13 protein-coding genes are annotated in these 15033 nt (G+C 62.0%); 2 read left to right on the top strand and 11 right to left on the bottom strand.

The window, feature by feature from the left end; all coding sequences use genetic code 11:
* Positions 1-358 precede the first annotated feature (358 nt).
* The 11 genes from P1U55_RS05310 to P1U55_RS05260 form a co-directional block, all read right to left on the bottom strand.
* Positions 359-778: a cytochrome C gene (locus P1U55_RS05310; RefSeq protein WP_301046483.1), complete on the bottom strand. Its 420-nt coding sequence runs from the start codon at positions 776-778 to the stop codon at positions 359-361.
* 25 nt (positions 779-803) lie between these two features.
* Positions 804-1718, bottom strand: coding sequence for an FAD:protein FMN transferase (locus P1U55_RS05305; RefSeq protein ID WP_301046482.1), 915 nt, complete (start codon positions 1716-1718; stop codon positions 804-806).
* A gap of 1 nt (position 1719) precedes the next feature.
* On the bottom strand, positions 1720-2283 hold the full coding sequence (locus P1U55_RS05300; RefSeq protein ID WP_301046481.1) for a nitrous oxide reductase accessory protein NosL: 564 nt from the start codon (positions 2281-2283) through the stop codon (positions 1720-1722).
* Positions 2280-3107: an ABC transporter permease subunit gene (locus tag P1U55_RS05295; RefSeq protein ID WP_301046486.1), complete on the bottom strand. Its 828-nt coding sequence runs from the start codon at positions 3105-3107 to the stop codon at positions 2280-2282. Before P1U55_RS05295 ends, P1U55_RS05300 begins: the two co-directional genes overlap by 4 nt.
* Entirely contained in the window at positions 3107-3991 is an 885-nt protein-coding gene (locus P1U55_RS05290) for an ABC transporter ATP-binding protein (RefSeq protein WP_301046485.1), read from the bottom strand. Before P1U55_RS05290 ends, P1U55_RS05295 begins: the two co-directional genes overlap by 1 nt.
* Positions 3966-5294 (bottom strand): nitrous oxide reductase family maturation protein NosD, encoded by a 1329-nt coding sequence (locus P1U55_RS05285; RefSeq protein WP_301046480.1) that lies wholly within the window; start codon positions 5292-5294, stop codon positions 3966-3968. The genes P1U55_RS05290 and P1U55_RS05285 overlap by 26 nt, the downstream gene beginning before the upstream one ends.
* Complete coding sequence (gene nosZ, locus P1U55_RS05280; RefSeq protein ID WP_301046479.1) at positions 5294-7234, bottom strand: TAT-dependent nitrous-oxide reductase; 1941 nt, start codon at positions 7232-7234, stop codon at positions 5294-5296. Before nosZ ends, P1U55_RS05285 begins: the two co-directional genes overlap by 1 nt.
* On the bottom strand, positions 7227-9440 hold the full coding sequence (locus P1U55_RS05275; RefSeq protein ID WP_301046478.1) for a NosR/NirI family protein: 2214 nt from the start codon (positions 9438-9440) through the stop codon (positions 7227-7229). Before P1U55_RS05275 ends, nosZ begins: the two co-directional genes overlap by 8 nt.
* Positions 9441-9462: 22 nt before the next feature.
* Entirely contained in the window at positions 9463-9777 is a 315-nt protein-coding gene (locus tag P1U55_RS05270) for a hypothetical protein (protein WP_301046477.1), read from the bottom strand.
* A gap of 273 nt (positions 9778-10050) precedes the next feature.
* Positions 10051-12066 carry an NADPH-dependent 2,4-dienoyl-CoA reductase gene (locus P1U55_RS05265; protein ID WP_301046476.1) on the bottom strand — a complete coding sequence of 672 codons (2016 nt, stop codon included), beginning with the start codon at positions 12064-12066 and terminating at the stop codon, positions 10051-10053.
* 127 nt (positions 12067-12193) lie between these two features.
* The gene (locus P1U55_RS05260; RefSeq protein WP_301046475.1) at positions 12194-13048 is read right to left on the bottom strand and encodes a mechanosensitive ion channel domain-containing protein; all 855 of its coding nucleotides are present in this window, start codon (positions 13046-13048) and stop codon (positions 12194-12196) included.
* 215 nt (positions 13049-13263) lie between these two features.
* Between P1U55_RS05260 and map the strand changes: the two genes are divergently transcribed.
* Both map and P1U55_RS05250 read left to right on the top strand, forming a co-directional pair.
* Positions 13264-14076, top strand: a complete 813-nt coding sequence (map, locus tag P1U55_RS05255; protein ID WP_301046484.1) for a type I methionyl aminopeptidase — start codon at positions 13264-13266, stop codon at positions 14074-14076.
* Entirely contained in the window at positions 14066-15031 is a 966-nt protein-coding gene (locus P1U55_RS05250) for a serine hydrolase (protein WP_301046474.1), read from the top strand. Before map ends, P1U55_RS05250 begins: the two co-directional genes overlap by 11 nt.
* Positions 15032-15033 lie beyond the last annotated feature (2 nt).

Genomic DNA, 15033 nt, shown 5'->3' with positions numbered 1-15033 from the left:
AAAAGATCGGTCATGGGGCGGATGCGCTATGGTTGGGCTTGGGTCACATCCACAAGCCCTCGCCGGTTGTTTCTGGGGTTTTGTTGGAGGAGCCGCCCTCGCGCCACTACTCTCGGTGATCGAGCGAGCGATGGGAGCAAAGGCGGCGAATGGGTGGGTTGGCAGCGTGAGCGTTGCGCGCAGATCGCGCCGCAAATTGGGGGGCCCGCTCCGCGCCCCCTGCCCTTTTGCGGGCGTCCCCAAGGCGGCGGCGTTAAGCTGGCCGCTGGCCTTACACGTTTTTTTGGGGGGTGGGCCTTGCCTGTGTTTGCACGCAAGGCCCATGTCTAACCCGGTTCGGGCTGTCACCTAAGCAGGATCAGGAGGGGGACATCGTGGCCAGGAAGGCCGCAATGTCTTCGCCACCTTTCCTGAGCTTGAAGGTCATCTTGGTTTTCACGCTATCGTCTTCAAGCACCTCTTGCAGCCAGGCCTTGGGGTCGGTCACGTAACGCGCCAAGTTTTCTTCGTCCCAGACAAGGCCGGTAGCCCCGGCAGCTTCAATCGATTCGCCGTAGGAAAAGCCCTCAACCGATGCCACTGGCCGCCCAATCACATTGTAAAGATTCGGGCCGGTCTTGCCGCCTTTGATGATGGCGGTGCCGTCCTCAGCCGTGATTGCGTGGCAGGCTTTGCATCGTTTGAAGGTCTTTTCGCCCTTTTCAACATCACCCGCCTGCGCGGTGCCAACCAGCAACGACGACAGGGCCGCAATGGCAAACAGCTTTCTCGAATTCATGTATATTCTCCTGTTTTCCCGTTGTTCAGGTGGTTGTCTGCACGCTTTCCAAAACTGCGTCGTTGTGATCGCGCAACAACCGTCGGGCCTCGTTGGCATCCCTGACAACGCACAACCCGGTTGAAATCGCATCCGCAAATGCAGCGCTTTTGGCGCTGACAGTCACCTGACGGATATTGGTTATATGCGGTGCCGCGCCGCGAGGATCAAGGATGTGGCCAATCTGCCCCTCTGCGCTCAGGCGTGTTCCAAACGGGGCCGAGGTGGCCATGGCGCGGCCAGACAAGGCCCGCGCCTTCACCTCGCCAACAATGGTGACAGGCCAGGCCGCTTGCCCCTTTGGGGCCCCCATCGCCACGATTTCACCGGTATCCACCAGCACATCGCTGATCCCTTCGGCGCGCATCAACAGCGCGACCCGGTCGGCGATGTAGCCTTGGGCAATCCCGTTCAAGGTGAGCTGCTGGCCCGCCGAGAGGATGATTTTGCCGGTATCAAAGGACACACGGTCAAACCCGATTTTTGCCCGCGCATCGGCAATTTCAGCCGCATCTGCGGCACGGCCCGCGCCATAGGCCTTTGCCAGAAGGCGCCAGAGCGGCTGCACTGTCGGGTCAAACCGGGCTTCGCTCAACTGGTGGGCATGGCGGGCGATCGACAGGCATTCGAGCAGTTCAAACGACGGGGCCTGCAACTGGCCATCCGCATTCAGCCGCGCAATTTCCGAGGTGTCGCGATAGAGGCTGAAGATATCTTCCAGCCGGGAGATCTCGGCAAGGGCGCGCTCGGTGATCCGCTCGGCCTCCGGGTGGTCAAGGATGATCCGCGCCCGCGCGCCCATCGCCGTGCCCTGCCATTGGAAGGCATGAGCAGTGGCGGCGGGGGCGATCAGGCAAGCCGCAGAGGCCAGAGAAAGAAATCGACGGCGGGAGAGAGACATATCAGTTGCTCCTGTCTGCTGGCGTCAAGGCGCGCAAGCGGTCGGCAATATCGGATGGGTTCGTATCAGCAGGGTTAGGTTTGGCACCGGCCAAAACATCTTCTGGTGTGATCTCGTCAAAACGCAGCAAGGTGCCACCATGGCGGGCGATAAAGCTGGCGGCGGCGGCCTGGTTGGAAAACGGCACGAGTTCCGGCGCGCCCATGCCGCCCATCTGGTCAGAGCCAGTCACATAAAGCGCGTCGCGCGCAAGGATCCACGCCCCCGGCTCAGACCAGCTTTTGGCATCTGCCATATCCTGCACATAGGCCACCTGCACCGCGTGGCTTTGTTCGGGCATATGCAGATAGGCGATCGTGTCTTTTGCCTGCGAAAAGAAAAGCGGCTCAGGCAGCCCGGTGAGGTGGATTTGCCCCTTCGGCCCATCATGCTCCAACAGGTCCATCTGGCAATAAAAGCCAACGGCCTCTGCCGACATCTCTACCGGTTTCGGCAGCTCGGCGGTGTCTTCCTTGCAGGCGCTCAAGACGAGCAGTGCCAGTGCGATCATGATGCTCTGCTTCATGGTTCAACCCTTTCAAAGGCGATCCGCGCCAGCCCGGCCGCCAGCACCACCCAGATCAGCAGGGAGGCCAGCGGTTTCCAGAGCGCGATGGATTGCGCCGCCCCCGCAAGGCCAGACGCCGCGCCAACCGCATCGGAGGCGGCGAGGTTGTAAATGCGCAAGGCGTCTGCCGGGTTGGCGACCAGGAGCCAGGGGAAGATTTGCGTGGTGAACACGCCGCCATCGTCTGCAACAATGGCCGCCAGAAGCCCCAGATCATAAAGAACCACCGTCACCAACCAAAGGGCAATGGCAAGCCCGGCCGCCGCCGAGGGCCGGCGTGACAGGCCCGACAGCATTTGCCCGAGAGACAGGAACACCGCCCCCAGCAACACCGATGTCCACACCAGCCGCCCCAGCGCCGCCAGCCCCTCCATCGCGCCCCAGCCGCTGAACCAGAAGGCAACCAGCGCGGCGGCACCATAGCCAAGGCAAACGGCAACGATGATCAGCACCAGTTGCGCCCCGAGCTTGCCGACCAGCAATTCGCCCCGGCTGACCGGGTAGGCCAGATACAGCGGCAATGTCCCCCGCTCGACCTCTCCGGCGATAGCGTCAAACGAGATGATCAAGGCCATTAGCGGCACCAGATACACCGAAAGAGACGTGAGGCTGGCAACGGTGACCGACAGGCGATCCGCCCCCACCGCACCGCTTGGGGCTGATCCGGCAATCGCCAGAACCAGCGAAAACAGCACCATCATCACAACCGCGATGCTGAGCCAACGGTTGCGCAGGGCAATCGCAAATTCGATGTGGAAGGTGGAGAGAACGCGCGACAGCATCATGCGGCACTCCTGCTGATGTGAACGTAAATATCATCAAGGCTCGGCGGCAGAAAATCAAAGTCCTTGATGATATCGCGCAAGGCCGTCAGCCGGGTGAGAACGCCCAGCTTTTCGTCCTGCGCGCAGGGCATTGTCAGGATGTCGCCGGTTTGCCGCGCCTCTGGAAAGGCGGCGGCAAGTTGCGCGGCGCAGCCATTTTTGGGGCGCATCTGCACTGTCAGGGGCAGTTCGGCGGCGCTGCGCAGCCCACTCAGCGAGCCGTCGGCAACCTTGCGGCCCATCGACAGGATGGCAATGCGATCAGTGCGCACCTCCACCTCAGACAGCGCGTGCGATGACATCAATATGGCCGTGCCCTGCGTGGCAAGCTCGTCCAACAGGGTGTAAAACGCCCGCCGCGATACCGGGTCGAGCCCCGATGTTGGCTCGTCGAGCACCATCAGCGCCGGATTGCCGATCAGCGCCTGCGCCAGGCCAACCCGCTGGCGCATCCCTTTGGAATAGGTCCCGATCCGCCGCCGGGCGGCATCGGCAAGCCCGACCTTGGCCAGCAAACCATCGGCCTCTTTCGCCGGGCGGCCCCGCAAGCGCAGGAAGTGGCGGATTTGCTCGCGCCCGGTGAGTGCGGGGTGAAAGGCTATGTTTTCCGGTAGATAGGCCGTCACATCGCGGGCGGCGCGTGAGCCTGGCGCATGGCCCGCAATCGTGATGGTGCCAGAGGAGGGCACCAGCAGCCCCAGCACCAGCTTCATCAGCGTGGATTTACCGGCACCGTTGTGGCCCAGCAGCGCCACACGTTCCCCCGGCGCAATCGCAAGGCTCACGCCGTCCAGTGCGGCCTGCCCCCCGTAGCGCTTAGTCAGGTTGGAAATGTGTAGCATCGTCATCGCTTGCTCCGGTGGCCCAAAGCGGTGTTGCTTGGGCGAGTGACAAAAATTGCGGCGGCACCGCCAGATCGGGCGCAGCGATCAGCGGGTGGCTGTCGATCACACCGCCCGTCGCGGTGGCCGGAAACTGCTCCTGGCTCCAGCGCACCAGTTGAACCGCCGGCGATCCGATCAGCAGCTTGGCCGCGGGCTGCGACCACAGGATGTGATCCATCAGATCGTTGGGGCGATAAATGCTGTCGGCGCGATCATCCCCGTTCAGATCAAAGCTCGGATGATCCGACCAGTAGTTGCCACGGCCATCATAGCTCCACTCGACATCATGCATGCCGACGTATTTGACCTGCGTGCGATTGGCGATAAAGGCATTGCCGGTGATGGTGTTCCGCTCTGACCCGGCGGTGAAATGGATGCCGATATCGCACCCATCAAAGCTGTTGCTGGCCAGCAGGTTGCGGTGCGAATTATAGACAAAAACGCATTTCTCCGCGCCGCCGCTCACTTGATTTTCGAAGATATCCGACTTGTTGGTATAGTTCAGCATCACCCCATAGTCGCGGTCATTGAGCGAGATATTATCGCGCGCGACGATCCTGTCAGAGTACATCAGCGCAAAGCCAAGGTGGTTGCCGATGCTGATATTGCCGGAAATCTCGCTGTCGTTGGTATACATGTAGTGCACCGCAAACCGCAGATCGCGAAACAGGTTGCCGCGATAGGTGTTGTGCTTGGAAACGTTGGAAAATATCCCGTCGCGGCCATATCGGATGTCGTTGTCCTCAACGATAGAGCCGGGTGCGTTCCAAACATAAATGCCGTTGCCGCGATCATTCATGCGCGGCAACCGCAACCCTTCGATCCGGTTGCCGACAACGCGCGCATCACGCGCGCCGTGAATGTCGACGCCAATCAAATTGCCCTTCAGATCGTTGCCCAACACCTGCGCCCGGAGCGCCTTTTTGGTGAGCTTCACACCCGCATCACCCGGCTCATGCACACGGCCCGAGTTGATGAGCGTGAGCGACTGCACCGTGACATCGGGCGCATCCACCAAAACGACAGAGCCGGTGCCGCCCGCGTCGATCACGGCGCCTGTGGTGCCGGTCAACGTAAGCGGAATTTCAAGGCGCACCGGGCCCGCATAAAGGCCCGGTGCAAGAACAATCTCGTCCCCCTCTTGCGCCCGCAGCAAGGCGCGCGCCAGCGCATCCTCGCCGGGGTGCACCTCAATCCGGGCCGCCAAGGCAGGCAGGCTGGCAAGGATCAACGCGATCACAAGGGAGACGAGGCGGGCCATCAGGCTTTGGGCTCCACGAGCATCCGGCCGCGCATTTCCATGTGCAGCGCGTGGCAGAACCACTGGCAATAATACCAGTAAACGCCGGGTTTGGAGGCGATGAAGGTGACCGACGAGGTCGCCTGCGGGCCAACTTCCATCGCAACGCCGTGGTTGTTCAGGGTGAAGCCGTGGGTCAGGTCGTCGATGTCATCGAGGTTGGTCACATACACCGTCACCTCGTCGTCCTGCTTGACGGTGAACTGTGACAGCGAGAACTCCGGCGCCTGGCTCGACATCCACACACGGACCTTGTTGCCATCACGGATCACCGTGTCTTGCCAATCGTCGATGTCGATCCCATCGGCCTCGGCCTGCGCCCGCGCATCGGCCCACATCGGGTCATTGCGGTCCCACACGTCCACCGGGTTCACGATATCGCGCCGCACCAGGACCACGTCATGCGGTTCGGCAAAGGTCGGCCCGTCATGCACCACCTTCATATCGTCGGTCGAGATGTCGATGATCTGCTCATTCTCGGGCTTCAGCGGACCAACGTTGATAAACCGGTCCTTTGAGAACTTGTTGAGCGAAATCAGCCAGTTGCCATCAGCCTCCTTGGTTTCCCCCATGGTGGTGTGGTTGTGGCCGGGCTGATAATGCACATCAACCTTCGACACGATCGGGTCCACATCCGCGCCGCCGTAGGCCTCAATCGCCTTGGCGATGTCCCACTTCACCATCTGGCTGTCGAGGAACAGGGTTGTATAGGCATAGCCCTTGCCATCAAACGCCGTGTGAAGCGGCCCAAGGCCAAGCTCCGGCTCGGCCACCACGACCGAACGCGGATCGGCATCTTCCTCAAACAGCGCGTCCATCTTGGTCACATCAAGCACCGAGCAGGTCGGTGAGAGCTTCCCGTTGACGACAACGTGCTGCATGTCTGGCGCGGTGTTGATGCCGTGCGGGCTGTTGGGGATCGGAACGTAGCGGGTGTATTTCTTGTTTTTCTCCTTACGCCCGTCGATCACCTTGACACCATTCAGCTCAATATAGTCCCCCGCAGCGATGCCCGCCTCGATTTCAGCGAGGTTGAAGATCACAACGTGATCGCGCTCGGCTTCCATCATTTCGGGCAGGGTCATGCCCATTTCCGAGTTGTAAGAGGTCGAAAACGCGTATTTGCCCTGATAATCGCAATCGGTGTTATCAAGGTTGCCCGACACCATCACCTGCCACGCGATCTCCATCGTGTCGCCGTCAAGCGCGGTGAAGAAGTTGACGTACTTTTCAGGCTCATCCAGCACCGAGCCGTCATTCACCATGGGGGTTTCGTCTTCGCCATTGGCAAACACATAGCCGGTGCGCGGGAATTTTTGCGGGCGCAACCCGTGGATCGCCTTGGCGTTGGGAATGTCGACAACCTTGTCGCATTTCATCACATCACAGCGCACGCGGGCCACGCGGGTGTTGGCCTTGTCGTTCATGAAGATGAAGCGGCCATCATAGGTGCCATCGGTGAACGACATATGCGGGTGGTGCAAATCGCCGTTGTCATGAACCTTCTTGCCCTGAGCCGCCAGAAACTCCTTGGTTTCGGGCATCATATCCTGGGTCAAAATCTTGAGGCTTTCGTTGGTCTGGCCCCAGCCGGTGGCGGAACACCGGTTGAAAACCGGCACGCGCATCAGCTCGCGCATCGACGGGAAGCCAAGGATGCGCAACTCGCCGGTCTGGCCGGAAGACCAGAAGCCATAATAGTCATCCAGCTCACCCGGCACCGGGCTAAGGTGGTCGGTGGCCTGCGCGCGTGCGGTGTTGGTGCTCGCCATCGTCGCAACTGCGGTGCCGCCTGCCAGCAAGCCCAGCTTGCCGCCGGTGCCGCTCAACATCGCAGCGCCGGTGGCCGTGGCCCCCATAAAGCCGCGCCGGCTCAGGCCGTTTTTGCCTTGGTCAGACATCTTGTATCTCCTTTCCAGAGTTAATCACGTTGGGATGGTTGGCGATCCGGGCATCCAGGGCCGCAGCAGCAGAGCTGGCCTTGGCGCGCCGTTTCATTTTCTTGATGACAACCGGGCACTTGGCCTCGGATTGGTAAAGCACCTGGCAATGCAGGCAGTTGATGCACTCGTTCGGGTTGATCTCGCCGGTCGGGTGGATCGCATCGACCGGGCACTCATGGGCGCAGGTCTGGCAGGGATTGCCGCATTCGTGGTAGCGCTTCAGCCAGTCAAACATCCGCAACCGCGCCGGAATGGCCAGCGCCGCGCCCAGTGGGCAAAGGTAGCGGCAAAAGAACCGCTCCACGAACAGCCCGGCAATAAGCAAGGCCGCAGCATAGGCCACAAAAGGCCAGGCCCGCATGAATTTCAGGATGATAGCGGTTTTGAACGGCTCAACTTCCGCCAGATGTTCCGCCTGCTCGATAGAGTAAAGCGACACCCCGAACAGCCCGAGGAAGATCATGTATTTGATCGGCCACAGGCGCTCGTGCAGCCCCCAGGGCAGTTGGATCTGCGGAATGTGCAGCGCGCGGCCAATCCGGTTGGTCAGCTCTTGCAGCGCGCCAAACGGGCACAGCCAGCCGCAATAGGCCCCCCTCCCCCAGAACAGCAGCGCCGTGGCAACGGCAAACCACAGGATAAAGGTGAGCGGATCGAGCAGGAACGCCTGCCAGCTGAAATCGGTGACCAATGCGCCAAACAGCGCCATCAGGTTCACCACCGATAGCTGCGCATTGGCATACCAGCCCAGAAACACCAGTGTCACCGTCAGGAACGACATCCGGAACCAAAAGTAAAACCGCTCGGACCGGGTGAAGAAATGCTGAAAGAAGAACACCAGCGTCAGAATGGCGAGCATGGCCATCACCCCGGCGATCTCGGCGGTCTTGTCCTCCCAGATCCGCTTCCACAGGGCGGATTGCGCATCTTGTTCGGCGAGGTCTCCGGCCAGCGGGGCGGTGGCTGGCGCAACCGCCTCCGGCGCGGTTTTGCGCTGGTATTGCGGCGGCAGCTGATAGCCTAGCTCAAAGGTGATAAACACCTTTTCGATGGCCGCAACTTCCCGGTGCACCAGAAGCTGAATGCGAAACGGCAAGGTTGGATCAAAGCCACTGTCAGCGGGGATTTTGAACAGGTCACGCTCAACAAACTCGGGCGCATCGCTGGCCGCAACCTGGCCCATCCGCCGGTGCCCCCGGTCCCTGAACCGCACGGTCACATCGTCCTGGATCAGCACGATCCGGTCAAAGATGCCGCCGCGCACGTAGCCCGATCCCTTGAAGGAATAAAGCCCCCGCCCAAGGATGGCGACGGCGCTTTCCCCCGGCTCCAGCCACGCCTGAAGACGCCGGTTTTCCACCTCACCCAGAACGGCCTCGCCGATCCCCGGCACGCTGACCAGCGCGGCCTGCATATCAATGAAGGTGGTGTCCGGCGGCTCTTTCAGGGCGTTTTTTTCGGTGCGCGGATCGCCCATCGCGGCAAAGGCGGCGTTGATCTGGCCCACATCCAGCGAGAGCCGCCGCACGGTGCCATCGCCCTCCATTTCCACCCAGCTTTCGGGGGCGGTGGCCTCGGGGTTTACCTCAGCGCTATGGTCCGCCGTCGCCGCCGCTTCCAGCCCGCCCAGCCCCAGAGCGCGCGCAACCTTGAGGCCCGCCCGGATGATGCCATCGTCGATCACCATCACGGTCACCGTCGCGCCCGAGATGATATCCAGATCATGCGCAGAGCCACGCGCCTGCGCCTCTGCAACCAGATCAATGCCGCGATAGCCATGCACCATCGTCTTGATCTTGCTGTCGGGGATACCGATCAACACGATCGGTTCGGAATGCTTGACCAGCTCAACGCCCAGAACCCGCGCATCATGATCAACCGCGACCATCGTATGGATCGGCTTGCCCGAATAGCCGGTGGTGCCAACGAAATCGGATGTGATGAAAACATATCCAATTTCAGCCCCTTGCTTGAGCAAGGGGGCCACCGGAATGTCATCGCGGATGGCGCCAAAGGCATCGCTTCCCTCGACAATGTCACCGGGATCGAGCTTGGAGATATACTGGGAGAGCACAGTTTGCGCGGCTTGCGCCAGCGCGGGATTTGGAGGGAAAGCCGCCAGCAGTGCCAAAGCCAACGGTGCAATCAGGCGCAGGAGTGCCATGTATCGAATTTTACGTATCATATCAGGAAATGGCCTTGCTGGGGGGCGCACGCGGCATCTTCAGGGTTTGGCGCGAAACCATGACGATTGCTTGCGTGACAGGCTGCACAGTTGAGCGCGCCCGAACGGCCTTGCCGAGCGAAGCGTCAACGCGTGGCACATCGAGCCCTGAGATCAGCGAACAATCGACACAGTGATCGCAAACGCTGCCCACCGGGGGAACAGGGGCACCGCTTTCATCAAGCGTCACCTCCGACACACCATTCTGGCCACAAATGACCAGCGTGGTTTGCCCGGCGCGCGCGATTTCATGAGAGGTCTTGAAATACCCATCCATAGATGTCGCGACCGCGAGACAGGCGATCAAAAAGCAACCAAGGGGCAGAATCAAAGAGTGTCTCATGCGCGTAGTTTAAGGCCGCCGCGCACCGCTCACGTTGCGTTTGCTCAACGTCAGGGAAAAATGATCGCCAAGGCGCTATGCAGGGATGCCATCGGGCAGGCCCGCAACGGCCGCTTACCCCTAAGCTAAAGCGTCCGGCCTGCCCTTCCCCAGCCCGCCGAACGGGCGGGCGTTTGAGCGCCTTTGTTGAGCCCCGTTCGCCCGCCGCTAAAGCTCTGCGGCGAGGCGGGTGCCCTGGTCGATGGCGCGTTTGGCGTCCAGTTCGGCGGCCACGTCTGCGCCGCCGATCAGATGGGGCGTTTTCCCACCCGCCACCAGCGCTTCATAAAGGTCGCGCCGGGAATCCTGCCCGGCGCAGAGCACCACGGTATCGACCTCGATCAACTGCGGCGCGCCGCCTTTGATAACGTGCAGCCCCTCCGGCGCGATCCGCTCATAGCTGACCCCGCCCACCATCTTCACCTGCGCCATTTTCAGGGCGGCGCGGTGGATCCAGCCGGTGGTTTTGCCCAGCCGCTTGCCGGGGCGCTCGTCCTTGCGTTGCAGCAGGGTGATCTCGCGCGCGGGCGGCTCTGGTTGCGGGCCTTCGGGGGCAAGGCCGCCACGGTGCTTTGCCGGATCGGCAACGCCCCACATTTCCATCCACTCGGGCAGATGCTCGGTGGGGCTTTCACCGCTGTGGGCAAGGTATTCGGCCACGTCAAAGCCAATGCCCCCCGCCCCCACAATCGCCACCCGGCGGCCCACTTTGGCCCCGCCTGCCAGCACATCCACATAGCTCACCACATTGGGTGCGTCCTCACCGGGAATGCCCGGATCACGCGGGGTGACGCCGGTGGCGATGATCACCTCGTCAAACCCGGCCAGCGCCTCGGGGGTGGCGCGGGTGGAAAGCTGCAGATCAACCTCCATGCGTTCCACCATGGTTTGATACCAGTCCACCAGCCCATGAAACTCTTCCTTGCCGGGGATCACCCGCGCCATGTTGAGCTGCCCGCCAATCCTGTCAGACGCTTCAAACAGGGTGACGTTGTGGCCGCGCTCTGCCGCGGTTATCGCCGCCGAAAGCCCGGCAGGCCCGGCCCCCACCACGGCCACGGATTTGGGGGTGAGCGTGGGGGCGATGATCAGCTCGGTTTCGTGGCAGGCTTGCGGGTTCACAAGGCAGCTCGTCATCTTGCCCGAGAAGGTATGATCAAGGCAGGCCTGGTTGCAGGCGATGCAGGGCGCAATGGTTTCAGCCTCGCCCTGCATTGCTTTCAGCACAAAATCGGGGTCCGCAAGGAAGGGGCGCGCCATTGAAACCATATCGGCGCAGCCCTCGGCCAGCACCTCTTCCCCCACTTCGGGGGTGTTGATCCGGTTGGAGGTGATGATCGGCAGGCTCACATGGCCCATCAGCTTTTTCGTCACCCAGGCAAAAGCCGCGCGCGGCACCGAGGTGGCAATCGTCGGGATGCGGGCCTCGTGCCAGCCGATCCCGGTGTTGAGGATCGACGCGCCCGCCTGTTCCACCCGTTTGGCCAGTTCGATCACCTCTTCGGTGGTAGACCCGCCGGGGATGAGATCAATCATCGACAGGCGGTAAATCACGATGAAATCATCGCCCACGGCTTCACGCACCCGGCGCACCACCTCAAGCGGCAGGCGCATCCGGTTTTCATAAGAGCCGCCCCAGCGATCATTGCGCTTGTTGGTATGGGTCACGAGGAACTGATTGAGGAAATACCCTTCCGAGCCCATCACCTCCACCCCATCATACCCGGCCTCGCGGGCGCGGGCGGCGGCGGTGGCAATATCGGCGATCTGCTTTTCGATGCCCTCCTCATCCAGCTCCTTTGGCGGAAAGGGCGAGATCGGCGATTTGATCGGCGAGGGGGCCACGCATTCAGGCCCGTACGCATAGCGCCCGGCGTGCAGGATTTGCATGGCGATCCGCCCGCCGGCTTCCTGAACGGCGGTTGTCACGCGGCGGTGGTTGGCAATGTCTTCGGGGGTGAACAGCCCTGCCGCGCCGGGAAACACCCCGCCCTCACGGTTGGGCGCCATGCCGCCTGTCACGATCAGCCCGGCCCCGCCCTTGGCCCGCGCGGCGTAAAACGAGGCGACACGTTGCCAGTCTCCGGTTTCTTCCAGCCCGGTGTGCATCGAGCCCATGAGCACGCGATTGCGCAGCGTTACATGGCCGAGATCAAGCGGCGCAAGAAGATGGGGGTAAGTCATGAAGCAGTCCTCCTGTGCGCCAGATTGCCCCTGGCGCTACCAGAAGTCACCCGCCAACGCGGCGTCATACCAAAGCGGCGGCTTGGGGCGGCACGCCTCACCGCCCCAAAGGGGAACAAACAGCCGGTTAGTCAGCGGCCTGCACGATGGTGCGCGTGGGGAACGGAATGTCGATCCCGCCCGCATCAAACGCCTCTTTCACCTTGCGGGTCATGTCGGCCTTGTACTGGAAGTAATCGCCACGCGGCACCCAGGCCCGCACCAGAAAATCAACCGAGCTGCCGCCCAGATTGGTGACCTGGAAGAACGGCTCCGGATCGGTGAGCGTGCGCTCATCTGCCATCACCGTGTCACGGATGATCTTTTCGGCATCCGCAAGGTTCACCCCGTAGCCCACGCCAAAGGTCCACTCGGCGCGGCGGGTCGGGTTGATCGAGTAGTTCTTGATGGTATTGCCCCACACATCGGCGTTGGGCACGAACACCTGCACATTTGAAAGGTCTGCCAGCTCGGTGGTGTTGAGCGAGATGTCCTTCACCGTGCCCATCTGGCCGTTGATCTCAACAAAATCACCCAGCTTGAAGGGGCGGAACACCACGATCATCACGCCGCCCGCCACGTTGGAAAGCGTGCCTTGCAGCGCCAGACCCACGGCCAGACCGGCGGCACCAATGGCGGCGATCACAGAGGTGGTTTGCACCCCGAAGGTATTGAGAACAATGAGGAAAGCGAAACCAAGGATCACCCAGCGCACGATGTTGCCCAGCAGGTGAAACAGCGTTTCATCCAGCCGCTCCTTGCGCTCCGAAATGCCAATGATCCGGCGGCGCACCCAGCTTGCGACGATATAGCCAATGAAAAGGATCAGCAGCGCGGCGACCACATTGCCCAGCATCTGCGCCAGAAACCCGATTGTCAGGTAATCGCCCAGCACCTTGTCGGTGCCAACCGGGGTAGAGAGCAGTTGGTCGAGATATTCCATAGGTATCAGTGTCCCTTGTTTTTGTGTCTTGCTGCCCGTCCGGCGCATGTCCTTTGACAAATATGGCCAGTAAAATCACGCATTTTCAGCGCCTCAACGCATAGGTGGCAAAATCGTTCCCGCCAGATGCGGCCGGGCGGGTGGCATTTGCCGCGCAAACGGCTTATCTGATCCTCATGCCACAAACACAGGCGATCACGACGGAAAGTACGGCCATGGACGAAAAAGGCGGACGGCTCACACGGGATGGCATTCGCATCCACGAAATTGCTGAATTTGAAGGGATGCGGGTGGCGGGCAAGCTCGCTGCGGAGATTCTTGATGCCTGCATCCCGCTGGTAAAGCCCGGTGCCACCACCGGCGAGATCGACGCCGAGATCGAGCGCATGGTCAATGACGCTGGCGCCAAATCGGCCACCATTGGCTACAAGGGCTATAAACACGCCTCCTGCATCTCGGTGAACCATGTGGTGTGCCACGGCATCCCCGGCGGGAAAAAGCTGAAAGACGGTGATATCCTCAACATCGACGTGACGGTGATCGTGGATGGCTGGTTTGGCGATAGCTCGCGGATGTATGTGGCCGGCAAGCTGGCACGCCGCTCCGAACGGCTCATTGAAGTGACCCACGAGGCGCTGATGCGCGGCATTGCAGCGGTGAAGCCGGGCAATACCTTTGGGGACATCGGCCACGCGATCCAGAGTTTTGTTGAAAGCCACCGCATGTCGGTGGTGCGCGATTTTTGCGGGCACGGGCTGGGGCGGGTGTTTCACGCGCCGCCCAACGTGCTGCACTATGGCCGCCCCGGCACCGGCCCCACGCTGGAGCAGGGGATGATCTTTACCATCGAGCCGATGGTGAACCTTGGCCGCGCCGAAACCAAGGTGCTCGCCGATGACTGGACAGCGGTAACGCGCGATAAATCCCTTTCGGCGCAGTATGAGCATTCGGTCGGGGTCACGGCGGATGGTGTCGAGATTTTCACCCTCTCGCCCGCCGGGCGCTTCCACCCCACCTATGAGGTTTAGGGCACGCCTCACTTGCCTGCCCGCGCTGCTTTTGGCGCTTCTCTCGCTCAGCCTGCCCGCTGCCGCGCAAAGCCGCAGCGACGGGATGATCGCCGCCTGGGCCGCTTGGGTGAAATCCACCAGCGTGCCCTCCTCCACCATCGCCGTGGCGCAAAACGGCAAGATCGTGGCCACCCGCGGGATCAATGCCGAGGCCAGCCGCCCCTATGATCTGGCGTCGCTGTCAAAGGCCGTCACCGGGGCCTGCCTTGCCCAACTGGTGCGCGAAGACCGGCTGGCGCTGGATGCCTCGCTGGGCCTCATCCTTGGCCCCAAGGAGGCAGGCCGCCACGCTCGCACCCCGCTTTCGGCCTTTGTGACCCACTCGGCCGGGCTTTGGCCCGATGCGACCCAAAAGATGAACACCAAGGTCTTTGCCACCACCACGCCGCACCACGCGGCCATCTCCCGTGCGGCGCTGGCCCGGTCGCCCAAGGGGGCTGGCAAAACCCGCTACAGCAATGAAAATTACATGGTCCTTGGCCGGGTGATCGAAAAGGTCACCGGCGAAAGCTATACCCGCGCGTGCAGCCGCCGCCTTGGGCTGCGCGGCCTTTCCATCAGCCCGCGCTGGGGCGGCATGGGGGCGGCGGGCGGCTGGCGCGGCTCTGCCGAGGCCTACACCCGCTTCATGGTGCGCCACTTTGGCCCCGGCTCCGCCATCGGCGGGCGGCCCGCGGCCTGGCCCCACAACTCCGCCGGAAAAGGCGCCGATTATTCCATGGGCATGGTCTATTCACCCGGCCCGGTCTTTCATCACGCGGGGCTGGTTTGCTCCAACCGGCGCACAGGCGCGGGCGGCTACGGGATCATCATCAAGGGCAAGGTTGCGGTGACGGTGCTGTTTACCGGATGCGCCTCGGAGCGCGCGTTGCAAGAGCTGGGCGCGGCGCTGACCAAGGCGGCGCTGCGCTAGGC

This window comes from Vannielia sp. (genome assembly GCF_029212645.1).
GTDB lineage: Bacteria > Pseudomonadota > Alphaproteobacteria > Rhodobacterales > Rhodobacteraceae > Vannielia.
Note: the sequence above shows the minus strand (reverse complement) of the source record. Positions and strands in the feature narration are given on the sequence as shown.

What these genes read in the sequence shown, in the direction of transcription:
- nosZ (WP_301046479.1), bottom strand. Translation starts at nt 7,234, where the DNA reads ATGTCTGACCAAGGCAAAAACGGCCTGAGCCGGCGCGGCTTTATGGGG.
- P1U55_RS05300 (WP_301046481.1), bottom strand. Translation starts at nt 2,283, where the DNA reads ATGAAGCAGAGCATCATGATCGCACTGGCACTGCTCGTCTTGAGCGCC.
- P1U55_RS05285 (WP_301046480.1), bottom strand. Translation starts at nt 5,294, where the DNA reads ATGGCCCGCCTCGTCTCCCTTGTGATCGCGTTGATCCTTGCCAGCCTG.
- P1U55_RS05270 (WP_301046477.1), bottom strand. Translation starts at nt 9,777, where the DNA reads ATGGATGGGTATTTCAAGACCTCTCATGAAATCGCGCGCGCCGGGCAA.
- P1U55_RS05250 (WP_301046474.1), top strand. Translation starts at nt 14,066, where the DNA reads ATGAGGTTTAGGGCACGCCTCACTTGCCTGCCCGCGCTGCTTTTGGCG.
- P1U55_RS05290 (WP_301046485.1), bottom strand. Translation starts at nt 3,991, where the DNA reads ATGCTACACATTTCCAACCTGACTAAGCGCTACGGGGGGCAGGCCGCA.
- P1U55_RS05265 (WP_301046476.1), bottom strand. Translation starts at nt 12,066, where the DNA reads ATGACTTACCCCCATCTTCTTGCGCCGCTTGATCTCGGCCATGTAACG.
- P1U55_RS05295 (WP_301046486.1), bottom strand. Translation starts at nt 3,107, where the DNA reads ATGCTGTCGCGCGTTCTCTCCACCTTCCACATCGAATTTGCGATTGCC.
- map (WP_301046484.1), top strand. Translation starts at nt 13,264, where the DNA reads ATGGACGAAAAAGGCGGACGGCTCACACGGGATGGCATTCGCATCCAC.
- P1U55_RS05260 (WP_301046475.1), bottom strand. Translation starts at nt 13,048, where the DNA reads ATGGAATATCTCGACCAACTGCTCTCTACCCCGGTTGGCACCGACAAG.
- P1U55_RS05275 (WP_301046478.1), bottom strand. Translation starts at nt 9,440, where the DNA reads ATGGCACTCCTGCGCCTGATTGCACCGTTGGCTTTGGCACTGCTGGCG.
- P1U55_RS05305 (WP_301046482.1), bottom strand. Translation starts at nt 1,718, where the DNA reads ATGTCTCTCTCCCGCCGTCGATTTCTTTCTCTGGCCTCTGCGGCTTGC.
- P1U55_RS05310 (WP_301046483.1), bottom strand. Translation starts at nt 778, where the DNA reads ATGAATTCGAGAAAGCTGTTTGCCATTGCGGCCCTGTCGTCGTTGCTG.